The sequence below is a fragment of the Micromonospora cremea genome, assembly GCF_900143515.1.
Classification (GTDB): domain Bacteria; phylum Actinomycetota; class Actinomycetes; order Mycobacteriales; family Micromonosporaceae; genus Micromonospora; species Micromonospora cremea.
In genome coordinates, this window is record NZ_FSQT01000002.1 from 4470342 (window position 1) to 4496015 (window position 25674).

At 71.3% G+C, this 25674-nt stretch carries 22 protein-coding genes and 1 pseudogene; 15 read left to right on the forward strand and 8 right to left on the reverse strand.

Annotated features, from left to right (window positions below; translation table 11 throughout):
- Positions 1-226: 226 nt before the first annotated feature.
- Positions 227-922: a response regulator gene (locus tag BUS84_RS34445; RefSeq protein WP_074318512.1), complete on the reverse strand. Its 696-nt coding sequence runs from the start codon at positions 920-922 to the stop codon at positions 227-229.
- The gene (locus tag BUS84_RS34450; RefSeq protein ID WP_074319336.1) at positions 919-2502 is read right to left on the reverse strand and encodes an ATP-binding protein; all 1584 of its coding nucleotides are present in this window, start codon (positions 2500-2502) and stop codon (positions 919-921) included. Before BUS84_RS34450 ends, BUS84_RS34445 begins: the two co-directional genes overlap by 4 nt.
- A gap of 98 nt (positions 2503-2600) precedes the next feature.
- Between BUS84_RS34450 and BUS84_RS34455 the strand changes: the two genes are divergently transcribed.
- Positions 2601-3989: a cation:dicarboxylate symporter family transporter gene (locus tag BUS84_RS34455; RefSeq protein WP_074318513.1), complete on the forward strand. Its 1389-nt coding sequence runs from the start codon at positions 2601-2603 to the stop codon at positions 3987-3989.
- A gap of 166 nt (positions 3990-4155) precedes the next feature.
- Positions 4156-4398: pseudogene (locus BUS84_RS34460) on the forward strand (NUDIX hydrolase); the annotation flags it as partial.
- A 48-nt stretch (positions 4399-4446) separates the two neighbouring features.
- Here the strand turns inward: BUS84_RS34460 and BUS84_RS34465 are convergent.
- Entirely contained in the window at positions 4447-5157 is a 711-nt protein-coding gene (locus tag BUS84_RS34465) for a DUF4396 domain-containing protein (protein ID WP_074319337.1), read from the reverse strand.
- 758 nt (positions 5158-5915) lie between these two features.
- A complete protein-coding gene (locus BUS84_RS34470) occupies positions 5916-6275 on the reverse strand; it encodes a hypothetical protein (protein WP_143728606.1) in 360 nt (119 codons plus the stop codon).
- 426 nt (positions 6276-6701) lie between these two features.
- On the opposite strand from BUS84_RS34470, the gene BUS84_RS34475 reads away from it, so the two are divergent.
- The 4 genes from BUS84_RS34475 (at position 6702) to BUS84_RS34490 (ending at position 12277) form a co-directional block, all read left to right on the forward strand.
- A complete protein-coding gene (locus BUS84_RS34475) occupies positions 6702-8876 on the forward strand; it encodes an FUSC family protein (protein WP_074318514.1) in 2175 nt (724 codons plus the stop codon).
- A 314-nt stretch (positions 8877-9190) separates the two neighbouring features.
- Positions 9191-9634: a PASTA domain-containing protein gene (locus tag BUS84_RS37915; protein ID WP_143728607.1), complete on the forward strand. Its 444-nt coding sequence runs from the start codon at positions 9191-9193 to the stop codon at positions 9632-9634.
- A gap of 276 nt (positions 9635-9910) precedes the next feature.
- Complete coding sequence (locus BUS84_RS34485) at positions 9911-11023, forward strand: RNA-guided endonuclease InsQ/TnpB family protein (protein ID WP_074318516.1); 1113 nt, start codon at positions 9911-9913, stop codon at positions 11021-11023.
- 216 nt (positions 11024-11239) lie between these two features.
- Positions 11240-12277: an aminotransferase class V-fold PLP-dependent enzyme gene (locus BUS84_RS34490; RefSeq protein ID WP_074318517.1), complete on the forward strand. Its 1038-nt coding sequence runs from the start codon at positions 11240-11242 to the stop codon at positions 12275-12277.
- Positions 12278-12337: 60 nt separating this feature from the next.
- Here BUS84_RS34490 and BUS84_RS34495 read toward each other — a convergent pair whose 3' ends face one another.
- The gene (locus BUS84_RS34495; RefSeq protein ID WP_159451102.1) at positions 12338-12859 is read right to left on the reverse strand and encodes a peptidoglycan-binding domain-containing protein; all 522 of its coding nucleotides are present in this window, start codon (positions 12857-12859) and stop codon (positions 12338-12340) included.
- Between the two features lie 94 nt (positions 12860-12953).
- Complete coding sequence (locus tag BUS84_RS34500; RefSeq protein ID WP_074318519.1) at positions 12954-14126, reverse strand: acyl-CoA dehydrogenase family protein; 1173 nt, start codon at positions 14124-14126, stop codon at positions 12954-12956.
- Between the two features lie 98 nt (positions 14127-14224).
- Here BUS84_RS34500 and BUS84_RS34505 point away from each other — a divergent pair, with 98 nt between their 5' ends.
- From BUS84_RS34505 to BUS84_RS34515, 3 genes are read left to right on the forward strand one after another with little or no spacing between them, the layout of a single operon-like run.
- The gene (locus tag BUS84_RS34505) at positions 14225-14881 is read left to right on the forward strand and encodes a TetR/AcrR family transcriptional regulator C-terminal domain-containing protein (protein WP_074318520.1); all 657 of its coding nucleotides are present in this window, start codon (positions 14225-14227) and stop codon (positions 14879-14881) included.
- A 56-nt stretch (positions 14882-14937) separates the two neighbouring features.
- Entirely contained in the window at positions 14938-16395 is a 1458-nt protein-coding gene (locus BUS84_RS34510) for an aldehyde dehydrogenase family protein (RefSeq protein ID WP_074318521.1), read from the forward strand.
- Complete coding sequence (locus BUS84_RS34515; RefSeq protein WP_074318522.1) at positions 16392-17507, forward strand: alcohol dehydrogenase catalytic domain-containing protein; 1116 nt, start codon at positions 16392-16394, stop codon at positions 17505-17507. Before BUS84_RS34510 ends, BUS84_RS34515 begins: the two co-directional genes overlap by 4 nt.
- Here BUS84_RS34515 and BUS84_RS34520 read toward each other — a convergent pair.
- Entirely contained in the window at positions 17491-18447 is a 957-nt protein-coding gene (locus tag BUS84_RS34520) for a TetR/AcrR family transcriptional regulator C-terminal domain-containing protein (RefSeq protein WP_074318523.1), read from the reverse strand. The genes BUS84_RS34515 and BUS84_RS34520 overlap by 17 nt on opposite strands.
- Before the next feature lie 186 nt (positions 18448-18633).
- On the opposite strand from BUS84_RS34520, the gene BUS84_RS34525 reads away from it, so the two are divergent.
- Positions 18634-19833, forward strand: a complete 1200-nt coding sequence (locus tag BUS84_RS34525; protein WP_074318524.1) for an FAD-dependent monooxygenase — start codon at positions 18634-18636, stop codon at positions 19831-19833.
- A 50-nt stretch (positions 19834-19883) separates the two neighbouring features.
- Here BUS84_RS34525 and BUS84_RS34530 read toward each other — a convergent pair whose 3' ends face one another.
- Entirely contained in the window at positions 19884-20741 is an 858-nt protein-coding gene (locus BUS84_RS34530) for an SPFH domain-containing protein (protein ID WP_074318525.1), read from the reverse strand.
- A 223-nt stretch (positions 20742-20964) separates the two neighbouring features.
- On the opposite strand from BUS84_RS34530, the gene BUS84_RS34535 reads away from it, so the two are divergent.
- Genes BUS84_RS34535 through BUS84_RS34555 form a run of 5 tightly spaced genes read left to right on the forward strand, consistent with a single transcriptional unit; the run spans position 20965 to position 25609 of the window.
- Positions 20965-21726 (forward strand): ABC transporter ATP-binding protein, encoded by a 762-nt coding sequence (locus BUS84_RS34535; protein WP_074318526.1) that lies wholly within the window; start codon positions 20965-20967, stop codon positions 21724-21726.
- Positions 21713-22405, forward strand: coding sequence for an ABC transporter ATP-binding protein (locus BUS84_RS34540; RefSeq protein ID WP_074318527.1), 693 nt, complete (start codon positions 21713-21715; stop codon positions 22403-22405). Before BUS84_RS34535 ends, BUS84_RS34540 begins: the two co-directional genes overlap by 14 nt.
- Before the next feature lie 49 nt (positions 22406-22454).
- On the forward strand, positions 22455-23705 hold the full coding sequence (locus BUS84_RS34545) for an ABC transporter substrate-binding protein (RefSeq protein ID WP_208869797.1): 1251 nt from the start codon (positions 22455-22457) through the stop codon (positions 23703-23705).
- A gap of 12 nt (positions 23706-23717) precedes the next feature.
- The gene (locus tag BUS84_RS34550; protein WP_074318529.1) at positions 23718-24599 is read left to right on the forward strand and encodes a branched-chain amino acid ABC transporter permease; all 882 of its coding nucleotides are present in this window, start codon (positions 23718-23720) and stop codon (positions 24597-24599) included.
- On the forward strand, positions 24596-25609 hold the full coding sequence (locus BUS84_RS34555; protein ID WP_074318530.1) for a branched-chain amino acid ABC transporter permease: 1014 nt from the start codon (positions 24596-24598) through the stop codon (positions 25607-25609). The genes BUS84_RS34550 and BUS84_RS34555 overlap by 4 nt, the downstream gene beginning before the upstream one ends.
- Positions 25610-25674 lie beyond the last annotated feature (65 nt).

A 25674-nucleotide genomic window follows, 5' to 3' on the forward strand; every position in this document is an offset into this window, starting at 1 on the left:
GTGGAACGACGACATGGCCACGGCGGCCGCGCAGACGCGCGCCGAACGGTGGCCTGAGACATCCGGTATCACCCGGAGATGTCGTCGTCACCCGCCATGTCTGGTCTCCCTCGTCAACCGCTGACACCCAACTCCGCAAAGTCTAACAACGGATCTTCCGCCCGCCACCGGGTTCCCCGAGTGGTTGGTCGGCCGCGAAAGACAGACATGCCCCGCGGCGGTGCGCTCAGCGAGGCCGGTACTCGACCTCGGGGCGGCCGGGGGTGCCGTAGCGGGGTCGGCGCGCGGCCCGGTCGACGGTCACCAGGTACTCCAGGTAGCGGCGGGCGGTCACCCGCGAGATGCCGGTACGCGCGCTCACCTCGGTCGCGGAGAGCCCCACCTCCGCGCGGCTCCCGTCCGTGAGGGCGGCGCGTACCCGGTTTAGGGTCTCGGCGTCGAGGCCCTTGGGCAGGCTATGCCCGGCCGTGCCGCGCAGGGTGGCGAACATCCGGTCCACCTCGTGCTGGGCGGCCACCTCACCATCGGCGAGCGCCTGCGCGCGGTAGTCGGCGTAACGTTCCAGCTTGTCGCGGAACGCGGCGAAGGTGAACGGCTTGAGCAGGTAGTGGGTCACCCCGAGGGACACCGCGGTGCGCACCACCGCCAGGTCCCGCGCCGAGGTCACCGCCAGCACGTCGACGCTGCTGCCGGCCGCGCGCAGCGCCCGGCAGACGTCCAGGCCGTGCAGGTCGGGCAGCCGGAAGTCGAGCAGCACCAGGTCGACGTCGCCGCCGTCGTTGGCGCGCAGCGCCGCCATCGCCGCCCGCGCCGTGTGCGCCACCCCGACCACCACAAAACCGGGAACCCGCTCGGTGTACGCCGCGTGCGCCTCCGCCAGCAGCGGCTCGTCCTCGACGACCAGCACCCGGATGTCGGTCATCGGCGCACTCCGATTGGCAGCCGGACGGTGAACAGGCTGCCGCCGTCGTCCGAGCGGCCCACCTCGGACCGGCCACCGTGCCGGTGGATCACCTGCCCGATCAGGGCCAGACCGAGCCCACGGCCGGTGCTCTTGGTGGACCAGCCGCGCCGGAACGCGTCCGCCACCCGGTCCGGGGCCAGCCCGGGGCCGCTGTCGGCGACCCGCACCACCAACTCGTCGTCGACCGCGCCGACGAAGACCCGCACCCGGCGGGGCGCCGGCGTACCGGCCACCGCTTCGAGGGCGTTGTCGACCAGGTTGCCGACCACGGTGAGCAGGTCGTTGGTCGGCAGCGGGCTGTCGTCGAGCCGGCAGTCCGGCTCGATCACCAGGTCCACCCCGCGCTCGCTGGCCTGCGCCGACTTGCCCAGCAGCAACGCGGCCAGCGCCGGCTCGGTCACCGCGCCGACCACCCGGTCGGTCAGCTGCTGAGCCAGCGCCAGGTCCCGGGTGCCGAGCCGGACCGCCTCGTCGGCGCGGCCCAGCTCCACCAGGGTCAGCACGGTGTGCAGCCGGTTGGCCGACTCGTGGGTCTGCGCCTGCAACGCCTCGGTCAGCGCGCGTACCGAGTCCAGCTCGCTGGCCAGGGTGCGCAGCTCGGTCTGGTCGCGCAGGGTCAGCACCGTGCCGAGCTCGGCGCCCTCGAATCGGGTGATCCGCTGGTTGGCCACCAGCACCCGGTCACCGGCCAGGACCGGCTCGTCGAGGGCGTCCCGCCCGGAGCCGAGCAGCTCGGCCACCGCCGGCGGCAGGTCGATCCCGGCCACCGGCTGGTCGATCACCGGCGCGTCCGCGTCGAGCCCCAGCAGCCGGCGGCCCTCGTCGTTGATCAGTGCCACCCGGCGGTCGGTGGTCAGCACGACGAGGCCCTCACGCACCGAGTGCAGGACCGCGTCGTAGTACTCGTACATCCGAGTCATCTGGGCCGGCCCGAGGCCGTGCGTCTGCCGGCGCAGCCGGCGACTGAGCAGCCAGGAGCCGGTCGCGGCGAGGGCGAGCGCCGGCGCGGCGACGCCCAACAGCACCGGCAGCTGGCCGAGCAGCTTACGGTTGATCGCCGAGGTGGTGATGCCCACCGAGACCAGGCCGACGATCCGACGCTGGTCGTCGTACACCGGCACCACCGCGCGCACCGACTCGCCGAGCGTGCCGACGTTGGTGATGGTGAACGGTTGGCCGGCAAGCGCCGGCTCGATCTCCCCGACGAACGGCTGGCCGATCAGCTCCCGGGTCGGGTGCGAGAAGCGGGTGCGGTCCGGGGCCATCACCACCACGAAGTCGGTGCCCGTCGCCTGCCGGGTCGACTCGGCGTACGGCTGGAGGGTGCTGGCCGGGTCGCCGGTCGCGAGGGCCGCGCGGACGTCGGGGGAGCGAGCGACGGTCTGCGCCACCGCGAGCACCTCCTCCTGTGCCGCCTGCCGGGCGTCGCTGCGGGCCAGCCAGGCGGCGCCCGCCGCGCCGGCCAGCACGAGCAGCGTCACCACCACCGCCTGGAGGGCGAACAGCTGCCCCGCGATGCTCCACTGACGCCCGGCCACCTCCACCACCTCCTCCGTGCCGCTGTCGTTGGTGCTTACGCGGTGAACAGAATGACCGCAAGGCTGTCAACGGGTGAGACGCGCTTCACATTGTCGGGATGGAATCCACCACATCCACCACCACACCGGCGCCGCCGACCCGTCGGGACCGTACCCGTTACCTCTACCTGGCCGTCATCGTGGCCGTGCTGGCCGGCATCGTGGTCGGCCTGGTCGCCCCCGATTTCGGCAAGGAACTGAAGCCGATCGGCACGGGCTTCGTCAACCTGATCAAGATGATGATCAGCCCGGTCATCTTCTGCACCATCGTGCTGGGCGTCGGCTCCGTCCGGCAGGCCGCGAAGGTCGGCAAGGTCGGCGGGCTCGCCCTCGGCTACTTCCTGACCATGTCGACCGTCGCGCTCGCCATCGGCCTGGTGGTCGGCAACCTCATCCAACCCGGCTCCGGCCTGAACCTGGGTCAGGACCTGGCCGGCGCGGGCAAGGCCGCCGCGGGTGACGAAGCCGGCGGAACGGCGGACTTCCTGCTCGGGATCATCCCGACCTCGCTGCTCTCCGCCCTCACCGAGGGGGAGGTGCTCCAGACGCTGCTGGTCGCGCTGCTGGTCGGCTTCGCCGTGCAGGCCATGGGCCGCCGCGGTGAGCCGGTGCTGAGCGCCATCGCCGTCATCCAGCGGGTGGTCTTCAAGGTGCTCGCCATGATCATGTGGTTGGCGCCGATCGGCGCGTTCGGCGCCATGGCCGCCGTGGTCGGCGCGACCGGCGTGGACGCGCTCAAGAGCCTCGCGCAGATCATGGTCGGCTTCTACGCGACCTGCCTGATCTTCGTGCTGGTGATCCTCGGCGCCCTGCTCTGGTTCATCGCCCGGATCTCGATCTTCTCGCTGCTGCGGTACCTCGGCCGGGAGTTCCTGCTGATCCTGTCGACCTCGTCGTCGGAGTCGGCGCTGCCGCGCCTCATCGCCAAGATGGAGCACTTCGGGGTGAGCAAGCCGGTCGTGGGCATCACGGTGCCGACCGGGTACTCGTTCAACCTGGACGGCACGGCGATCTACCTGACGATGGCGTCGCTGTTCATCGCCGATGCGCTGGGCAAGCCGCTGTCGATCGGCGAGCAGGTGTCGCTGCTGCTCTTCATGATCATTGCTTCCAAGGGTGCCGCTGGGGTTACCGGCGCTGGGCTGGCCACGCTGGCTGGTGGGCTTCAGTCGCACCGGCCGGATCTCGTTGACGGGGTTGGGCTGATCGTGGGCATCGACCGGTTCATGTCGGAGGCTCGGGCGTTGACGAACTTCGCCGGTAACGCGGTGGCGACGGTGCTGGTGGGGACGTGGACCGGGGAGTTCGACCGGGATCGGGCGGTCGGAGTGCTGCGCGGCGACGACCCGTTCGACGAGGCCACCATGCTCGACGAGCACGACGACGAGGACGGGTCGGCGGCGCGGCGGTCCGACGAGACGGCCACGCCGGCCGGGGTGCCCGCCTGACCCCGTTCAAGAGACGCCCCCGGGGTCCCGCCGGCTCACGGCAGCGGGACCCCGGGTTCATACCCATTTGGGCCACCGGGGCAGCCGCCCCCGGGCTACCCCAGATGAGGTTGCGGATCCAGTGAGCGGTTGATCGAGGCTGGCACGGTGAGTCGATACTGAGCCGATGAGGGACGAGCAGCCGACGGAGCTGACCCGGTGGACCATCCACGGTGAGCGGATCGTCGACGACACCCGCCGAGCGCGGCTGAGCATCGCCGAGGTGGAGTTGCCAGACGGGGTGCGGTTCGAGCAGTACGTGATCCGAGCGCCCCGCTCGGCCATCGTCGCGGTCCTCGACGATCGCGAGCGCCTGCTGCTGATGCGGCGGCACCGGTTCGTGTTCGACCGGTGGGTGTGGGAGCTGCCGCGGACCTGAGCCTTTACACGATCACGACTGAGGTTGGCTGCGACGTCGCTACTTATCTACGTCGGGCCCGGGCCATGGCATTACTTTGATTCCACGACGGACCAGCCAAAAGGTTGCTGGCCATGCGGCGATGAAGCCACTGGCCAGCCCGATCTGGATGACGAACCAGAAGGCCGGGGTGGTCGGGTTCAATGGGGGCTCCGGGGCAATGACATGGTGTGAGAACGCCAACCAGACAAACAGAGCTATCTCGAAGGCGGTCACGGCGAGCAGGTCAGCCTTGGCGACGGTAACTAATGCATCCCACATCCTTAGCCGGCCCCTGCGAACCGAGGTGAAGTATCGGAACGTCACCCCTACGACGACCGCCCCTAGATAATCGCTGATGTAAGAGGCCCACAGCATGTCGCCCGCTAAGCTGATGCCACTTGCAAAAACGACCAGCTCACCGAGGACGACGCCGAGAGCGCAGTGGGCGCCGCACTGACAAACCCCGGTTAGGATGACTATTTGGCGTGGCCTTTTTGGCGGCCTGCCGTTTCGCTGCTGCCACCTGCGGGAATGGGGCCTGACCCAACGCCGGTACGCCACGATGGCGGCTGGGCCGAGGTAAAGCCCGGTTACGGGCCAGACAAACTCCTCGCTCTTGATCGGCTGGCGGTACCCGCGAACGCGGGTGTCTACGACGATTAAGGCTGAGCTAACAACCCCCGCACCGAGTGAAATCCACGAGAGCAACACCAGCAACATTTGTTGCATAGCTATCTCCTTCCCGCCCACGAGGTGGTGACGCAACGCCAGCGCGGACGAGTGAGGCAAGCCTGGGATAACGTAGCCACGTGGACGCGCTCAAGTTTTTCAGCTTTTACTCGTACCGTTGACGAAACGCACCGACCTCAGTTCATCGGCAGGCACTCGACCCTGATCCACTCGCCGCGACCGTCGGGGGCGTGGCTCGCGGCGCATATCGCTGCACTCGCGCCCAGCGCGAAGCGGGCGATTCGCCGTGGGCGGCAAGACAATCCGCAGGCCCAGGTACGAGCCGGTGAGGTCGTCGACCAATGGGAACCTGCCGAAAATCGCACTCTGCCAGGTCGGAACGACTCATCATGCGACGAGTCGCGGGCTTGACGCGACCCACAGCGATCATCTCAACCGTCAACCGAGGCCGCCGTGGGCGGGTTCAACCGGTCAGCGCAATGGGCTCGACGACTCGATGAGAATGCATCGATTCGATCGAGGAAGTTGTTGATGACCGCCCATCTGGTTTCTGTACGTCTTCAAGGCGGCCTGAGACGGGCCGCACGCGCCGCCGCCTGGACGCCCGTCCGTCGCTCCGCTGGCGCTCCGACTCCGGCCACGCAGAATGCCCGGCGGCTGGCGTGGAAAGCGGAAGCCCAAGGGGCCGCCGCAGAACGACAGGGCAGTGACCAGTAGGGGCGATGGGCCGGCAGCCGGCCGGCCGCGCGGCCAGCACCGCGCGGCGTAGGAGAGGGCACGCCGGCCGCGTGGGCGAGCTACGGGGCGGTGGTCCCGCCGCAGGCAAGACCGATGCCGAGGTTGACCCGGTCCTGCCGCCCGCTCGACCGAACCATCAGCGGCACGCAGGTCGCTCGAGCTACCCAGGTTCCACCGACGAAGGCCAGCCATTGGCGTTGTCCCACGTTAGGCGCGCAGGCCCGCACCCGTACGCTCGCCGCTGGGGCGGCTGGCGCACCCCAGCCGATACGGGCGTCGTCTTCCCAGCCGGGTGCCACCCGAAGGTCAACGATCGTGCCGGCGCGTACGACCAGGCCCCACTTGGCGAACAGCCGGGCCGCTGGATCGGCCTCCCCTGATTCCTCCGCCGGCAGCACCGCGCGGTCCGGTACCGCCACGTCCTCTCCCACGAGCCGATAACCCGCCGGCGGTTCTGGCATCGAAGCGACCGAGGTGGTGCACGGTGCCTCTCCCGTGCTCCCGCTTGTCGAGGGAGCTGCGTCGTCAGCTCCATGAGGCGCCGTTGAGGTCGGTGCCGGCGGGCTGGAGGTGCCCGGAGAAGTACAGGCCGACCCCATCATCGCCAGGCCCACGCCCAGCGGCGCCCACACCCTGCTGTTGGCCTTCCGCATCTGCAACCCCCTCGGCGGCGCGATCCACAGCAGTTGCCAGTGCCGAGCGCCGCCGGCCGGCATGCGAAGAGTGTGCCCGTTCTCCCTGGACCCGGGTGTCCTGCGAATCGTCGCGAAACCCGCCACCACCGAGAGCCTCGGTGAAGAATGGTGGGCCGGGGAGGGTGCTGCAACGAACCCGGGGGAGCAGGCGTGCTCGGAACCAGCCTCCTGGGCCGGCTTCGCCGCCGTGACCCCGGGGATGTCGTCCTGCGCCGTGCGGCACGGCTGACCCTCGTCGCGTCCGCCGTCTTCTACGCCTGCCGCTACGGCGCGGACAGTCCGATGCTCGCTACGTACGGTCTGTTCGGCGTGGTCGCCGCCGGGTCGTTCGCGCAGTTGCCCGGCCCGGCGCCCCAGCGGGCGCGGATCCTCGTCACGTCGCTGCCGGCGGTCTGGGCCCTGATCGCCGCGGGCTCGCTGCTGGCGTGGAGCACCTGGGCGGCCGCCGGCGGAATGTTGATCATCGGGTTCGTCGTGGCGTTCGCCGGGGTCGGCAACCCGCGCCTGGTGGGGCTGGCCAGCGCGTTCCAGCTCTTCTACATCCTGGCGTCCTTCCCGCCGTACCAGCCGGACACGCTGCCGGAGCGGCTGGGCGGGGTCACGCTCGCCGTCGTGCTGCTCGCCGTGGCGGAGGTGGTCCTCTGGCCCGACCCGGTGCCGGTCACCTACCGGCAGCGCCTCGCCGAGGCTGCAGACGGCGTCGCGGCGTTCCTCGACGCCACGGCGAACGCGCTGACCCACCCGAACGGCGGTCCGGACACGCGGCGTGAGCGGGCGTACGAAGCGGTGGCCGAGCTGGCGTTGGCCCGCAACCCTCCGGCGTGGGCACCCACCGCGGCGGGCGCTCGGGACCGGGCGCTGCGAATCTGCGCGGCCGCCTTACGGGATGTGCTCGCCGAGGCGGACCGGTTGGCGGCGGACGCGCCGCCGGAGCCGATCCCGGACCTGGCGGCGGCGCGGCTGCTGCGCTCGTGCGCCGACACGACGCGTGCCGCTGGCCGGAGCCTGTCGGCGGGTGCGCCGCCGGTCGACCTCGGCGAGGTGGACGCCGCGATCGGGCGGGCCGAGGCGGTGTACCCCGTTGGAGAGGGCGGCCGCGACGCGCCGGACGTACCCCGGTTGTGCCGGGACGCCACCGCGCTGGCCCTCGCTGACCAGGTGCGGGTCCTCGCCGTCGGTACCCGGGTGGCCAACGGGTCGCGGCTCGACGACGAGGACGCCTACTCGGGGCTGTTCGAGTACGCGCGGCATGGTCCATGGACGCTGTACTGGCGGCAGTTCCACTCCCACCTGGCGCCCCGCTCCGCCCACCTGCACAGCTCGCTGCGGCTGGCCGTAGCGCTGGCCGTCGCCCGGGTGGCCGCCGGGGTGTTGCAGCTGATCCACGGCTTCTGGGTGCTCCTGGCGACCCTCACCGTCCTGCGCACCTCGGCGGCGGAGACCCGCACCGCGCTGCGGCCCGCCGTGCTGGGCACGATCGCTGGCGCAGTCGTCAGCGGCGGGCTGATGCTCGTCATCCAGGAGCCGATCGTCTACGCCATCGCGTTGCCGTTCACTCTGATGCTGGCCTTCGGCGTCGGCCGCCTGCTGGGGCCGGTCTGGCAGCAGGCGTTGTTCACCGTGCTGCTGACGTTCGTCTTCGCCCAGCTCGCCCCCGAAGGATGGCGACTCGCCGAGGCCCGCCTGGTCGACGTCGTGCTCGGTGCGGTGATCGGCGTACTCGCCGGTGTGGCGATGTGGCCGCGTGGCGCGAGCCGCGACCTCCGGCGCACCGCCGCCCGCTACCTGGGTGCCAGCGCGGACGCGGTCGAGCAGACTGTCGAGGCGGTGCTCGGCGGACCTCCGCCTGACCATGCTCTCGACCGTGTCCGCCAGCGGACGATCCTCGTCGACTCGTCCTACTGCCAGTACCACTCAGAGCGGCACGATGCGCCGAGCCGGCGGGTGGACTGGGACGACGTCCTGGGTGCCGGGCACCACGCGGTACTCGGCGCCGAGTCGCTGCTGCGGCGCAACCCGCCCGGCTGTCTCGCCGGCTGGCCCGCGGCGGCGGCGTTGCTGCGGGACTCCGCCGGCGAGCTGCGGTCGGCGTACGGCGACCTCGCCGACGAGGTCGCGCACGGCCGGCCGTCGGGCCCGGTGCCCGTCCCGGCTGACTGCGTCGACGAACTCGACCGGATCCGCCCGGTGCTCGGCGAGGTCGGCTCTCAGTCCTCGGTCCGGCATCTGGTGGAGGTCGATCGGTGGCTCGCCAGTCTCGCCGACAGCCTCGCCCGGATCCGCCCGCCCGCCGATGGCGAACCGGTCAGTCGAGACCGGACGTAGTCCCAGCAGTACAAGCTCTCATCCCTTGCCGTAGCCCCGCGTGCGAGAGCTGCCCTTGGGACCCGCGCTGACGGCCCGTCTAGCGGGGCACGAAACCCTGTTGTGCAGCTCACGCGACCCGTAGTCGATCTTCAGTGGCCGAGTGGCCACTGTCGAAACCTGGTGAAGATCACCAGACTCCGCCGCGTGACCTACCAACCACCCGAACAGCCTTACCCCGGCCCGCAACCGCCACCAACGGGTACCCCGGTCTCCAGCCCCCGTCCGTCCCGGGCCGGCGCAAGCTGGGCACCTGGGCGATCGTCGGCATCGTCGTGGGCGTTGTCGTGCTGCTCTGCTGCGGCATTGGTGCCGTCGGGGCGATCGTCGGTGACGACAGCCCTCAGGTAACGCCCTCGGCGTCGGCGCGGGCCGTGGCCGAAGGCGCCGTGCCGACGCCAACGGCCGCCGCTGCGACTCCGGCCGCGCCGGTGACTACTGCCGCTGCACCGCCGTCCGTGGCCCCGACGACGAAGCCGGCGCCCCCGCCCGCCCCGGTAACGGTTGTCATGCCGGACCTGGTTGGTCTGAACGCTGCCGTGGCTCAGGACAAGTTGAAGAGGCTCGGCATCACCGCCATCAAGCTCGGTAGCGCCGACGAAAACGACACTTTCGTGATCCTGCCGGAGAACTGGACGGTGACGAAGCAGTCCCACAAGAAGGGCGCCAAGGTGGCCCCTGATGAGCTGGTGGTGTTGACCTGCACCAAGCAAGGCTGAACGCGATGGGGCCCCGAACACCCGTGTTTGGTGGTTCGGGGCTTCACGTCGCCGCGCCGCCGCGCGCTTGCAGGCTGCGCCGATTGGTTGTGCCCAACCCGGGCCGTCCCGCCTGTCTGAGTGGCTCAACAGCCCGGAGAGCCGGCAGCGTGTCGATGAGCGTGATACCTCAGGGTCATCGGTGTCGCGGCGTGGATACCCCTGCCTTCAGGCGGGGGAGGAAACGCCGCTCCCCTCAGGGATAGGCTTACGTGAACTACTGGTAGAATGTGAGGCATGGGTGAGGTGGTGAAGCGTGCGTACAAGTACCGCTTCTATCCGACCCGACAGCAGGCTGAGCAGTTGAACCGCACCTTCGGATGCGTGCGCAAGGTGTACAACCTGGCGCTGGATGCGCGCACCCGCGCGTGGGCGGTCGACCGGCAGCGCAGCACCTACGTGCAGTCGTCGGCGTGGCTGACTGAGTGGAAGCGCACCGAGGATCTGGCGTTCCTCAATGAGGTCAGTTCCGTGCCGTTGCAGCAGGCGCTGCGGCACCTGCAAGCCGGGTTCGCCGCGTTCTGGGGCAAGCGGTCGCGTTATCCGCGGTTCAAGTCCAAGCGCAAGTCTCGGGCGTCGGCGGAGTACACCCGCTCGGCGTTCCGCTGGCGCGACGGGCAACTCACCCTGGCCAAGATGGACGCCCCGCTGACCATTGTGTGGTCGCGGCCCCTGCCCGACGGCGTCGAGCCGTCCACGGTCACGGTGTCCCGCGACCCGGCCGGTCGGTGGTTCGTGTCCCTGCTGGTCGAGGATCCCACCGTGACGCCGCTCCCGCCGGTCGACACGGCGGTAGGGGTGGATGCGGGCATCACCAGTCTGCTCACCCTGTCCACCGGGGAGAAGATCACCAACCCGCGGCACGAGCGTGCCGACCGGCGCAAGCTGGCCAAGGCGCAACGCCACCTGTCGCGTAAGGCCAAGGACTCCGCCAACCGGGCCAAGGCCCGCCTCGCGGTAGCCCGCATCCACTCCCGCATCGCCGACCGGCGGCGGGATCACCTGCACAAGCTGTCGACTCGACTCGTCCGCGAGAACCAAACGGTCGTGATCGAAGACCTCAGCGTGCGCAACATGCTGCGCAACCACTCGCTGGCCCGCGCCATCTCCGACGCGGCGTGGACACACCTGCGCAACATGATCGAGTACAAGGCCGCCTGGTACGGGCGGACCGTGATCGCCGTCGACCAATGGCACCCGAGCACGAAGACCTGCTCGGCGTGCGGTCGGATCAACACCGCGATGACCCTCGGCGTTCGCGCCTGGACGTGTCCCGGCTGTGATGCCGTGCACGACCGGGACGTCAACGCCGCCAGGAACATTCTCGCCGCCGGGCTGGCGGAGAGGTGAAACGCCTGTGGAGGGACGGTAAGACCCGACCCGCGAAAGCGGTGAAGGCGCGGCCCGGTGAAACAGGAACCCCCTCGGGCGACCGAGGGAATCCCCGCCCTTCAGGGCGGTGGAGGATGTCAAATCTATACCTCAGAGTCATCACGCCCCGCCTGCAGGCCGCCGGTCGCCGATTGGCCGTGCCCAACCCGGTCCGCCCCGCCTAGCGTCGGTCGCGTGGACATCGAGCAGGCGCAGCAGTTGTGGAAGCCGGAGCCCGGCTGGTTGAACACCGCCTCCTACGGGCTGCCGCCCGAGCCGGCCTGGACGGCGATGCAGGAGGCCCTGGCCGACTGGCGGGTCGGCCGGACGTCGTGGGAGGGCTGGGGAGACTCGGTGCAGCGGGCCAGGACAGCGTTCGCCGGCCTGATCAACGTGCCGGGCGAGGACGTGGCGATCGGCGCTACCGCCTCGCAGATGCTGGCGCCGGTCGCGGCGGCGCTGCCGGCCGGGTCGACGGTGGTGGTCCCGGAGGTCGAGTTCACCTCGAACCTCTTCCCCTGGCTGGTGCAGACCGAGCGGGGCGTCACGGTGCGCACCGTGCCGGCGGACGGGCTGGCCGACGCGATCGACGCCGACACCGACCTGGTCGCCTTCAGCCTGGTGCAGTCGGCCGACGGCGCCGTCGCGGCGTACGACGAGATCGTGGCCGCGGCCCGCGCGCACGGCGCGCTGGTGGTGGTGGACGCGAGCCAGGCGTGCGGCTGGTTGCCGTTCGACGGGAGCCTGGCCGACGTGGTGGTGGTGAGCGGCTACAAGTGGGTGATGGGGCCGCGTGGCTGCGCGTACGCCTACCTGGCCCCGGCGTTGCGCGACCGGCTCCGGCCGGACGCCGCCGGCTGGTACGCGGGCCGCGACCCGTACGCCTCCTACTACGGCCCGCCGCTGCGGTTGGCCGACGACGCGCGCCGGTTCGACATCTCACCGGCCTGGTTCAGCTGGGTCGGCGCGGCGCCCGCCCTGGAGCTGATCGCCGAGATCGGCGTGCCGGCGATCCAGGCGCACGACGTGGCGCTGGCCAACCGGTTCCTGACCGGGCTGGGCCGGCCGCCGGGGCAGAGCGCCATCGTCACCGTCGACGTGCCCGACGCGGAGCGGCGCCTGGCGGCGGCCGGCATCCGGGCGGCGGTGCGCGCCGGCCGGGTCCGGGCCTCCTTCCATGTCTACTCCACCGAGGCCGATGTGGACGCCGCGCTGACGGCGCTGACCGCCTGAGGTTGCGCAAGGTTGGGCCGGCCGTGACCGCAGGGTCCCGGCCGGCCGTCGCCCGCGCGGTCAGGAGCAGATGCTGAAGGTCGCGGAGGTGTACGAGAGGGGTCGCCACTCCAGGTCGGGACCGAGGCTCATGTCCCACCTGCCGTCATCGAGGCGACCGAAGTAGATGAACTTGGTGCCGGCTCCGTCGTAGTAGTACCAACCCTCGCCCTCGTACACGCTGAGGCGGGTCGCTGCCCTGGCCAGGGTCCTGGGGCCGACGACACCGTCGCTGACGAGGCCTCGGGCGCTCTGCCATTTTTTGGTGGCGGCCGTCGTCACCGGCCCGAACCGGCAGTCGACGCCGGAGCGGGCAAGGTAGCCGTCGGCCCACAGGATCATCTGCCACATGGCGACCACATTGCTGTGCGAGCGTGTGGACGCGGAGATGGCGCCCTCGTCTCCCCAGTCGTCCGTCCAGGTGCCCGAGCCCGCGACGTACCCCTGGTTGACGGAGGCCGACGCTGGCACGGCCGAGATGGTGAGAGTGCCGAACGTGGCGACCACCATCGCCATCGCAACGGCCTTGATTCGTAGGAACATGCGCATCCCCCTCTGGCTGTCGGGCGGGTTGTGCCGAATACACGTTCGGCGACCCGGTTCCGCTGCACGTCAGTCAGGAGGCGGACAGATCGACTCAGGCCAGGTGGCCGCCGATCTTCGTGTACCCGCGCAGCAGGTCCCGCGAGATGATCAGGCGCTGCATCTCGTCGGTGCCCTCGAAGATCCGGTAGAGCCGGACTTGCCGGTACCAGCGCTCGATGGGCAGCTCCCGGGTGTAGCCCATGCCGCCGTGGATCTGGAGCACCCGGTCGACCACCCGGTTGACCATTCCGGCGCCGTAGAGCTTGCCCATCGACGAGGCGTGTCGGGGGTCCATGCCCTGGTCGACCGTCCATGCCGACTTCAACACGAGCCAGCGGGCCGCCTCCAGCTCGGTCTCCGAGTCGGCGATCATCCACTGGATGGCCTGGTTGGTGCCGATCTTCGTGCCGAAGGTCTCCCGGGTGTTGGCGTGGTCGATCGCCATCTGCAGGACCCGCTCGGCGATGCCGATGGCGTGCGACGGGATGGTGTATCGGCCCTTGCCGATCCACTCCATGCCCAGCGTGAAGCCCTGCCCGATCTCGCCGAGGATGTTGCGGTGCGGCACGCGTACGCCATCGAAGATCAGCGAGGCAGGCCCGCCCTCGCCCATGGTCTGGATGAACTCGGAGCGCCAGCCCATCGCCCGGTCGACCAGGAACGCGGTGGCGCCGCCGTTTCGGGCGCCCTTCTCCCGGTCGGTCACCGCCACCACGATGGCGAAGTCGGCGTCGTTGCCGCCGGTGATGAACGTCTTCTCGCCGTCGAGGATCCAGTCGTCGCCGTCGCGGCGGGCGGACAGCCGGATGTTCGCCGCGTCCGAGCCGGCCCCCGGCTCGGTGATCGCGAAGCAGGAGCGGCGCTCGCCCTCGATGGTCGGGATGAGGAACTCCCGCTTCTGCTCCTCGGTGGCGTGGAACAGGATGTTGTCCGCCTCGCCGCCGAAGCGGAACGGCACGAACGTGTGGCCCAGTTCGGTCCAGATCAGCGACTGGAGCACGGCCGGCAGGTCCATTCCGCCGTACTCCTCCGGGGTGGCCAGGCCCCAGAAGCCGAACTTGCGTGCCTTGAGTTGCAGCTCGCGTAGCTCGGAGTGGTCCAGGCCCGGCTGGTGCGCCCGCTCCCGGCGGAGCACCTCCGCCTCCAGCGGCATCACCTCGCGGCGGATGAACGACCGGACGGTGTCCCGCACCGCCCGTTCCTCGTCGGTCAGCGAAAAGTCCACGGTGGTCCTCCTGGCGTCGGTGCTGCCGGTCACCCTTAAACTAGCGGTGTAAGTTTTGCCGCGTCCAGACCCCACGGCCGAGACCCGCGAGGAGCGCAGTGCCCCGACCACGCCAGCCCCGGCTCACCCGGCAGCTCATCGTCGAGACCGCCACCGCGGTGATCGACGCCGAGGGCCTGCCGGCGTTCTCCACCCGCCGGCTCGCCGCCGAGCTGGGCGTGCGCGGTCCCTCGCTCTACAACCACTTCGCCACCAAGGACGAGATCCTGGACGCGGTCGCCGACACGGTCACCGCCGCCGTCGACACCAGTGGCTTCGCCAGCCGGGACTGGGCCGCCGCGCTGCGCGACTGGGCCTGGTCGTACCGGCGGGCGCTCACCGCGCACCCGAACATCGTGCCGTACCTGGCCCAGGGACCCGGGCGGCGGCCGGCCGCGCTGGCCATGGCCGACGCGGTCTACGGCGGGCTGGTGCGCGCCGGTTGGCCGCCGGCCCGGGCCACCCACATCGGCGCGGCGCTGCGCTACTTCGTGGCCGGGTCGGCGCTCGGGTCGTTCGCCCGCGGCTTCGTCGAGGATCCCGAGCTGTACGCCGCGCACTACCCGCACCTGCGCCAGGCGCACCGGCTCGCCGAGCACCAGCAGAGCGTGGACGAGGGCGCGTTCGCCCTCGGCCTGGACGCCCTGCTGCACGGCCTGGCCGCCGAGTACGCCCGCACCGTCGGCCCGGTGGAGTCCGCCCGGCCCAGCGGGTAGCGTCGAAACTCCCAGCGCTAGTTTCATCGCCCATCGCCCACCCCCGAAGGGACGACATGGACCTCGCCGCCGCGCCGTCGCAGCTGCTGCCCGACGCCCTGCGCCTCCGGCGCCACCTGCACATCGCCGGCGAGTGGACCGAGTCCACCGCCAGCGAGGTGATCGGAGTGGAGACCCCGAGCACCGGCGAGCTGATCGGGCAGGTGCCGGCCGGCGCTCCAGCCGATGTGGACCGGGCCGTGGCCGCGGCCCGCGCCGCCCTCCCCGGTTGGTCGGCCGCGACCCCCGCCGAACGCTCCGTGTGCCTCGACCGGCTACACATCGCGCTCGCCGCGCGTGCCGACGACCTCGCCCGCACCATCGCCGTGGAGTTGGGCGCCCCGCTCAAGCTCGCCACCCGGGTGCAGGTCGGGTTGCCGCTGACCGTGCTGCGCGACCACGTCGCGCTCGCCGCCCGACCACCGGTCGAGGAGAGCATCGGCAACTCCCTCGTCGTCCGCGAGCCGATCGGCGTCGTCGGGGCCATCACCCCGTGGAACTACCCGCTGCACCAGGTGATGGCGAAGCTGGCGCCCGCGCTGGCCGCCGGCTGCACGGTGGTGCTCAAGCCCAGCGAGCTGACCCCGCTGACCGCGTACCTGCTCTTCGACGCGGTCACCGAGGCCGGGCTGCCGCCGGGTGTGCTCAACCTGGTCCCCGGCACCGGCCCGGTGGTCGGCGAGGCGCTCGCCGGGCACCCCGACGTCGACCTGGTCTCGTTCACCGGCTCCACCGCCACCGGCGCGCGGATCATGCGGCTCGCTGCCGACCGGATCGCCCGCGTCGCGCTGGAGCTGGGCGGCAAGTCCGCCAACGTGATCCTCCCCGACGCCGACCTGGCCACCGCGGTCAAGGTCGGCGTCGGAAACGCCCTGCTCAACTCCGGCCAGACCTGCACCGCGTGGACCCGGATGCTGGTGCACCGCGACCGGTACGCGGAGGCGCTCGACCTGATCGCCACGGCGGTGGCCGGCTACCGCCTCGGCGACCCGTTCGACCCGGCCACCCGGCTCGGCCCCCTGGTCTCCGCCGTCCAGGCCGAGCGGGTCCGCGGCCACGTCGACCGGGCTCTCGCCGACGGCGCCCGGCTGGTCGCCGGTGGCCCGGACGCCCCGGTGCCGGCCCAGGGCCACTTCGTCGCCCCGACCGTCTTCGCCGACGTGCACCCCGACAGCGCGCTCGCCCAGCAGGAGGTCTTCGGTCCGGTGCTCGCCGTCATCCCGTTCGCCGACACCGACGAGGCGGTGGCCATCGCCAACAACTCGAAGTACGGGCTGGCCGGCGCGGTGTGGTCCGCCGACACCGACGCGGCGCTCGCGGTGGCCCGGCGGCTGCGTACCGGCGCCGTCGACATCAACGGCGCCCCGTTCAACCCACTCGCCCCGTTCGGCGGCTACAAGCAGTCCGGCCTCGGCCGGGAGCTGGGCGTGCACGGGCTGGCCGAGTTCTGCGAGCTGAAGGCGATCCAGCGATGAGCGGCCCCGATCCGGCCGTGGCCGCGCCGGTCACCGTCCGCGCGCTGGTCGCGCGCGGGGTCGGCGCCGACCTGCGGGTGGAACAGGTACGCCTGCCCGCGCCCGGCCCCGGCGATCTGCGGGTGACGATCCGGGCCGCCGGCATCTGCCACTCCGACCTGTCCATGGTGAACGGCACCCTCGCCGCGAGGTTCCCGCTGGTGCTCGGGCACGAGGCGACCGGCGTGGTGGCCGAGGCGGGGGTCGGCTGCCGGCTGACAGTAGGCACCCCGGTGGTGCTCAACTGGGCGCCGGCCTGCCGGACCTGCTGGTGGTGCCAGCACGACGAGCCCTGGCTCTGCGCCGCCAACACCGCACCGACCGTCGCACGCGGCGAGACCGACGACGGCACCTCGCTGCACCTCACCCTCGGCCTCGGCGCGCTCGCCGAGGCGGTGGTGGTGCCCGAGAGCGCCGTCATCCCGATCCCCGCCGGGCTGCCCCCCGAGCGGGCCGCCCTGCTCGGCTGCGCGGTGCTCACCGGCGCCGGCGCGGTCCGCAACACCGCCCGGGTGGCCGCCGGCGAGTCCGTGGCGGTGATCGGGCTCGGCGGGGTCGGGCTCGCCGTGCTCACCGCGGCCCGCCGGGCCGGCGCCACGCCGATCCTCGCCGTCGACGTCGCCGAGGCGAAGCGGGATCTGGCGCTCGCCGCCGGCGCCACCGAATTCCTGCTCTCCGACGACCGGCTCTCCAAGGAGGTACGGGCGCGCACCGAGGGCCGGGGCGTCGACAACGCCTTCGAGTGCGTCGGTCGCGCCACCACCATCCGGGCAGCCTGGCGGCTCACCCGGCGCGGGGGAGCGGTGACCGTGGTCGGCATGGGCAGCAGGGACGACATGGTCAGCCTCGCCGCGCTGGACATCTTCCACTCCGCCCGTACGCTGCGCTCCTCGGTGTACGGCTCGTCCGACCCGGACCGCGAGGTGCCCGAGCTGGCCCGGGCCGCGCTCGACGGCACGCTCGACCTGTCACCGCTGGTCAGCGGGGTGGTCACCCTCGACGAGGCGCCGGCCGCGTTCGACCGGCTGGCCCGAGGCGAGGGCGCCCGCTGGGTGGTCAGCTTCCCGGACTGAGTTGAGGGTCGGCCGGCGGCCGCTGCTCGATCAGCGCGGCGTAGCCGTCGAGGAGCCGCCGCAGGCCGAACTCGAAGACGCTCTCCAGGTCGAGGTCCAGGTCACCCTCGTCGGTGAGCGCGGCCATGGTGGAGTAGCCGCCGCTCGCGATCACGTGCTGGAACGTGGTCACCTGCCGGTCCACCCACTCGTCGTCGGTGAGGCCGGTGTCCTGCTCCGACTGCGCCCGCATCTCCAGGTTCGTCGCGATGCCACGCACGTACGCCATCAGAGCGATGGCGACGTGCCAGCGCACGTGCCGGTCGAGGCCCACGCCGGCGGTGGCCCGCAGGCCCCACTCGGTGTGCGCCATGGCATGGGGCAGCACCTGCGGACGGGCGATCGAGATGACATGCGGCAGCCAGCGGTGCCGCCGGTAGGTTGCCCACTGCGCTCGGGCGAGCAGCTCCAGCCGGGCCCGCCAACCGGCCGGTGGAACGGCCGGCAGTGGCGCGTTGGCCAGGACCGTGTCCGCCATGGCCAGGATCAGCTCGTCCCGGCCGCGCACGTGCCGGTAGAGCGACATCGTGGACACTCCCAGCTCGGCGGCGATCTGCCGCATCGACACGGCTGCCAGGCCGCCCTCGTCGGCCCGGGCGATCGCCGTCCGGAGCAGCCGCTCCCGGGTCAGCTCCGGCTCCGCGCCGTCGGCGCTTCGGGGCGCCTGCGGCACCGCCGCGCGGGCCGGGGCCACCACGGTGCCCGCCCCGGGTCGGGTCAGCACCAACCCCTCGTCGCGCAGCAGCGCGAGGACCTTGGTGGCGGTGGCGATGGCCACCCCGTGCTCGCGGGTGAGCTGCCGGGCCGACGGCACCGCATCACCGGGACGCAGCTCCCCGAGGTCGACCCGGCGGCGGATCTCCGCGGCGATCCGCCGGTACGGCGGTTCGGAACCGGTCATGACGCACCTCCGGTGCAGCGTACTAGTACGGGACGCCCCCGGTGGCCCTCCCGGGCGCAGCGTACTAGGTCGGGCCGAGCGCGTGGATCCCTGTGTAACTACCGTTCAGCGCGCGGGACGACCTCCCGCCCGGACCCCGGTGACGGCCGGGTTGACGGTGTAAAGCCTGATCTCAGGAGCGGTGCGATGGACAACAGGACCGTACTCATCTCCGGCGCCGGTGTGGCCGGCCCCGCGCTGGCCTTCTGGCTGCGCCGGCACGGCTTCGCCGTCACCGTCGTGGAGCGGGCGACCGGGCTCCGCCCCGGCGGGCAGGCGGTGGACGTGCGGGGGACCGCCCGGGCGATCGTCGACCGGATGGGGCTCACCGCCCGGATCCGGGCCGAGTGCGTCCGGGAGCAGGGCATGGCGTACGTCGATGCCCGGGGTCGGACGCGCTGCCGGATGCCGGTGCACGCCTTCGACGGCGAGGGCATCGTCGCCGACATCGAGATCGAGCGCGGCGACCTGGCCCGCCTGCTGTACGAGGAGACCCGCGCCGACGTGGAGTACGTCTTCGACGACTCGATCGAGACGCTCACCCAGACCGGGGACGGGGTGCGGGTCACCTTCGCGCGGTCCGCCCCGCGCACGGTGGATCTGGTGGTGGGGGCCGACGGCTCGCACTCGCGGACCCGGGCGCTGGCCTTCGGCCCCGAGTCGGCGTACGTCCGGCCGCTCGGGGCGTACCTGGCCTACTTCACGACCCCGTACCGGAACGAGACCGGCTGGTTCGAGCTGCACAACGCCCCGGGTGGTCGGGTGGTGGGCACCCGCCCGACCCGGCACGGCGCAACCAGCGCCCTGTTCAGCTTCGTCTCCCCGCCGCTCGACCTGGACCGCCGGGACCGGGACGCCCAGCAGCGGCTCCTCGCCGAGCGTTTCGCCGACGTCGGCTGGCGGGCCGGGGAGCTGCTGGCCGCGATGCCCGACGCCCCGGACTTCTACTTCGACCGGTACGGGCAGGTGAAGATGGACGCCTGGAGCGCCGGGCGGGTGGCGCTGCTCGGCGACGCCGCCTGGTGCCCGTCCCCCCTGACCGGGCAGGGAACCAGCCTGTCCCTGGTCGGGGCGTACGTGCTCGCCGGTGAGCTGGCGGCGGCCCCGGGTGACCACGTCGTCGCGTACCGGCGCTACGAGGAGACGCTGCGGGCGCACGTGGAGCGCGGCCAGGAGATACCGGGCGGAGGCATCTCCGGCTTCCTGCCGGCGACCCGGACCGCGATCCGCCTGCGCGACGCGGCCATGCGCGCGATGACCTCCCGCCCGTTGCGGGGGCTCACCGCAAAGCTCGTCTTCAGCCAGGCCGACGGGTTGACCCTGCCGGAGTACGCCGTCGCCGCGTGACGGTCGTCGGGTGACCCGGCCCCACCCGGAGCGGGTGGGGCCGGTGACGGTCACTTGCCGGTGACGATGCCCGGGTTGATGCACAACCCCGGGTTGGCGCCGTTCTTCTCGGCGATCTCCAGGCAGCGGGTCACCTTGTCGACCTTCGCGTTGGTCTCGGTGATCTGCTTGGAGATCTCGGCGTTCTTTCGGTCCTGCTCCAGGTTGCGGGTCTGGGCGAGCTTGTCCTGGAAGGCCCGGATGTTGCCCTCAGTCTTCTCGTCGTGGTTCACCCGGGTGATGGTCACCGAGAGGATGTCGACGTCGGCGCCGAGCCGGCTGTCCGCGCTGGTCTTGATGTTCGTTGCGAACGGCTTCAAATCGACGTTGAGGTCGCCGGTCTGGGCGTCGATCTTCTCCAGCGGGTTGTACGCGGCGAACGCGTCGTTGACCGCGCTGTCGAGCTGCACGCCCACCCGCTGGCCCCGGAAGCTGGTGAAGTCTCCCTTGTAGTCCATGAACTGCTTCGGCGCGTTCTCCGGTTTAACCTGCCACTCGATGAGCACCTCGACGCAGGCGTCGGCGAGTGTGCCGGTGCGGACCCGCACGCAGTTGTTGCCGCCGATGTGGTCGTACTTCTGCCGGCCCGCGTCCCACTCGCCGACCTTCTGCCAGGGCGCCACCCACTTCAGGCCCGAGCCGGTCACCTCACCGGTGGGCTTGCCGAAGCTGGTGACGATGCCGACCGAGCGGATCGGCACGGAGTGGGCGCTGGAGGCGACGCCGATCAGCAGCGTGACGGCGAGGCAGCCGAGCGCCGCGAGGGCGGCCGTCCGCTTCACCGCGCTTCTCGGGGCGACGAGCGCCAGGACGGCGCAGACCGCCAGGGCGACGGCGAAGACGATCGCCATGGTGAAGCCGACAGGCATGGGGTGGGGGCCTTTCGATGGGCTGTGTGGATCATCAAACTAGGGGGCTCGGTCAAGTCGGCGACGGCGGGGAGTGGGGTCCGCGCACGTCTCCTGCCGGCTGAATATGGATGCCATCGACATGGCTCGACTCGCAGCACCGGCCGTAGGTTTCCTCCACGCGACGGCCCTGTGACCACGGTCACCGATCGGACGTCGCCGCGACCCTGCGGAGGATGAGGCGATGACCGGGCAAGCGCTCCTGTCGGCCCGTGGGCTGACCCGAGACTTCCGGGGCTTCCGGGCGGTCGACGACGTCGACCTCGACGTCGCGCCGGAGAGTGTGCACGCGCTGGTCGGCCCCAACGGCGCCGGCAAGACCACCCTGTTCAACCTGCTCACCGGCTTTCTGCGGCCCAGCGGCGGGCGGATCGAGCTGGCCGGGCGGGACGTCACCGGACTGCCACCGGAGCAGGTCGCCCGGCTCGGCGTGGCCCGCTCGTTCCAGATCACCAGCCTCTTCCCGCAGCTGTCCGCCCGTGAGCACGTCGCGCTGGCCCTGCAGTCGTCCAGCGGGCTGGGCTGGCGGTTCTGGCGCTCAGCGAAGCTGATGGGCCGTTACACCGAGCGGGCCGACGAGCTGCTGGCCATGGTGGGGCTGTCCGAGCTGGCCGACGCCCCCTCCGAGGCGCTGGCGTACGGCCGCAAGCGTGCCCTGGAGCTGGCCATCGCCCTGGCGTTGGACCCGAAGGTGCTGCTGCTCGACGAGCCGACCGCCGGAATGGGGCTGGAGGACGTCGACCGCACCGTCGAGCTGATCAGCCGGGTCCGCCAGGGCCGGACCGTGGTGATGGTCGAGCACAACATGAGCGTTGTCGGCCGGCTCGCCGACACCGTCACCGTGCTCCAGGCCGGCAAGGTCCTCGTCGAGGGCCCGTACGAGCAGGTCCGCGCGGACGAGCGTGTGATCACCGCCTACCTGGGAGCCGCTGATGCTGCGCATTGAGAACCTGTCCGCCTGGTACGGCGAGGCGCAGGTGCTGCGGGACGTCAGCCTGGAGGTCGCCGCCGGTGAGGTGGTGACCCTGGTGGGGCGCAACGGCGCCGGCAAGTCCACCCTGCTGCGCTGCGTGATGGGGCTGCACTCTGGCCAGCGCGGCACGGTCGAGCTGGACGGGCGGGACGTCGGGAAGCTGCCGGCGCACCGGCGGGCCCGGCTCGGGCTGGGCTGGGTGCCCGACGACCGGGGCAGCTACGCCACGCTGACCGTGACCGAGAACCTCACCCTGCCGCCACGGGTCGGCCCCGACCCGTGGTCGCTGGAGCGGGTGTACGAGGCGTTCCCCGCCCTCTACAGCCGGCGCGACTCCGCGGCCACCATGCTCTCCGGCGGTGAGCAGCAGATGCTCGCGCTGGCCCGGGTGCTCCGGATGGGCGCCCGGCTGCTGCTCTGCGACGAGCCCACCGAGGGGCTCTCTCCACTGTTGGTGCAGCAGGTCGGTGACCTGCTGCGGGAAGCCAAGCGGCACGGGGTGACCGTGCTGCTGGTCGAACAGAACCTGCACTTCGCCACCGGCGTCGCCGACCGGCACTACCTGCTGGCCGAAGGACGCGTCGCCGAGGCGATGGACAACTCCGAGGTGCGCTCGCGGGAACGCGAGCTGCTGGCGTACCTCGGAATCTGATTTCTCAACGACGACCCGTGCGATGAGGCGCGGAATGGATGGAGTGGGCATGCGGAGGACGGTGGGTGTGGCTGCGGCGTCGGCCGCGGTGGTGCTGGTCGCCGGTTGCGGCGGCGGTGGACCCCAGTCGGGCGGCGACCAGAAGCTGACCGGCGACAAGATCGTGCTGGGCGTGCTCAACGACCAGTCCGGGGCGTACTCGGAGTTGTCCGGAAAGAACTCGGTCACGGCGGTGGAGATGGCCATCGCCGACTTCACCGCCAAGTACGGCGACAAGGCGGTGACCAAGGACATCACCGTGGAGACCGCCGACCACCAGAACAAGCCGGACGTGGCCAACTCCAAGGCCCAGGAGATGTACGACCGCAAGGGCGTCGACCTGATCCTGGACGTGCCCACCTCGTCGGCGGCGTTGAAGGTCGCCGACGTGGCGAAGGAGAAGAAGAAGCTCTACTTCAACATCGGGGCGGCGACCACCGACCTGACCGGCAAGAGCTGCAACAAGTACACCTTCCACTACGCCTACGACACGTACATGCTGGCCAACGGCACCGGGAAGACCACGACCGAGCAGGTCGGCAAGAACTGGTACATCCTGTACCCGAACTACGCCTTCGGTCAGGACATGGAGAAGAGCTTCTCCACCGCGATCACCGCGGCCGGCGGGAAGGTCGTCGGCAAGGACGGCGCGCCGTTCCCGAACACCAGCGGCGACTTCTCCACCTTCCTGCTCAAGGCGCCGACGCTGAACCCGAAGCCGGACGTGCTCGGCACGATGCAGGCCGGCGCAGAGCTGGTCAACGTGGTGAAGCAGTACAACGAGTTCAAGCTGCGCGACAAGGGCGTCGGCCTGGCGGTGGGGCTGATGTTCCTCACCGACATCCACTCGCTCACCCCGGCCGCGCTGGCCGGCACCACGTACACCGACGCCTGGTACTGGAACTTCGACGCGAAGAACCGGGAGTTCGCAGACCGGTTCCAGCAGAAGGCCGGCACCCGGCCGACCTTCGCGCACGCGGCCAACTACTCCGCCGCGCTGCAGTACCTGGAGGCGGTGCAGGCGGCCGGCACCGACGACGCGGACGCCGTCGTCAAGGGGCTGGAGGGCAAGACGGTCGAGGACGTCTTCCTGCGCAACGGCAAGATCCGCGCCGAGGACCACCGGGTGGTGCACGACGCGTACCTGGCCCAGGTGAAGCCGCAGTCCGAGGTGACCGAGCCGTGGGACTACGTCAAGGTGCTCAAGACAATCCCCGCCGCGGAGGCGTTCCGCGCGCCGTCGGCGGACTGCAAGCTGTGAGCGTGTGACGCTGTGAGCGGATTCGCACAGAACACGTTCAACGGGTTGGTGAGCGGGGCGTTCTACGCCCTGCTCGCCCTCGGGCTCGCGGTCATCTTCGGCATGCTGCGGGTGGTCAACTTCGCCCACGGCGCGTTCTACATGCTCGGCGCGTTCGGCGCGTACGTGCTGCTCACCGAGGCGGGCGTGCCGTTCTGGGCGGCCCTGGTGATCATGCCGGTGGGGCTGGCTCTGCTGGGCATGGCGCTGGAGCGGGCGGTGATCCACCGGTTGACCCGGCTCGACCCGCTCTACAACTTCCTGCTCACCTTCGGCCTGACGCTGATCCTGCAGGACCTGGTGAAGCTGCGGTACGGCGTGCAGTCCAGCCCGTACGCCACCCCGTCGCTGTTGAGCGGGACGGTGAACTTCGGGCTCTTCGACTTCCCGACCTACCGGGTGTTCATCCTCGGCTTCGCGGTGCTGCTCTGCGTCGCGGTGTGGTGGGTGCTCACCCGGACCCGGATCGGCATGGTGGTCCGCGCCTCGACCGAGCGGCCGGACCTGACCCGGGCGTTCGGTATCGACGTCGGACGCTGGGTGACCCCGGTCTTCGGCTTCGGCATCGGGCTGGCCGGGCTGGCCGGCGTGCTGGCCGCGCCGATGCGCGCGGTCAACCCGCTGATGGGCGCCGACCTGATCATCGTGGTCTTCGCGGTGGTGGTGATCGGTGGGCTGGGCTCGATCTTCGGCTCGGTCGCCGCCGGCTTCGGCATCGGCCTGGTCCAGGCGTGGGGCGAGGCGTATCTGTCCAACTTCCCGATCGTGTCGCAGACGATCGTCTTCATCGTGATGGCCGTCGTGCTGCTCTGGCGCCCGGCCGGCCTGTTCGGCCGTGAGGAGGCGCCGGCATGACCAGCACCGTGGACACCCCGGCCGACGCGCCCCGAGCGGCGCCGCCGTCCGGGCTGGTCGCCGTGGCCCGTGCCCCCGGCTGGGTGCGGTACGCGCTGCTCGCCGTCGGGCTGGCCGCCGCGGCCTGGCTGCCCAACGGCCTCTATCCGGCGGTTGCGGTGGACATCCTCTGCTGGGCGTTGTTCGCCGTCGCGGTGGACCTGCTGCTGGGCTTCACCGGGCTGATGTCGTTCGGGCACGCCGCGTTCTGGGGCACCTCGGCGTACGTCACCGGGTTGGTGGCGATCCACGCCGGCCTGCCGTTCCCGCTCGCGGTGCTGGCCGGGGCGCTGGCCGCGGCCGTGCTGGCGGTGCCGATCGGCTATCTGGCGGTCAAGCGGACCGGCATCTACTTCGCCATGGTGACGCTGGCCTTCGCGCAGATGGTCTACTACGTCGCCAACGAGTGGCGCTCGGTGACGCAGGGCGAGAACGGCCTGCAGGGGGTGCCCCGCGCGCTGTTCGGCTGGGACCTCACCGACGACTACTACTTCTACTACGCGATCCTGCCGATCGTGCTGCTCGGGCTGGCCGCCGCCTGGCGGATCGTGCACTCGCCGTTCGGTCGGGTGCTGGTCGGCATCCGGGACAACCCGGCCCGGGCCCGGGCGCTGGGCTACCCGGTGCACCGCTACAAGCTCACCGCGTTCGTGCTCTCCGGGTTCATCGCCGGCCTCGGCGGCGGGCTGTTCGCGGTCGGCCACCGGTTCGTCTCGCTGGACGTGCTGCACTGGACCACCTCCGGCAAGGCGGTCATCGTGGTGGTGCTCGGCGGGATCGGCACGCTCTGGGGCGGGGTGCTCGGCGCCGGGATCGTGGTCCGGCTGGAGGACTGGCTGTCGTTCTCCGGGTTCGAGGCGATCGGCCTGGTCACCGGCGGCATCTTCGTCCTCGTCGTGGTGTTGTTCCGGCGCGGCATCTGGGGCAGCGCCGCCGCGCTGGCCCGCCGGCTGGTGGCGCGCCGCCGGTAAATCTCCGCGCCGGCGCATCCGCCGCGCGCTCTCGCGGCGTACCCCCGGGTAGGGAAACTACCCGG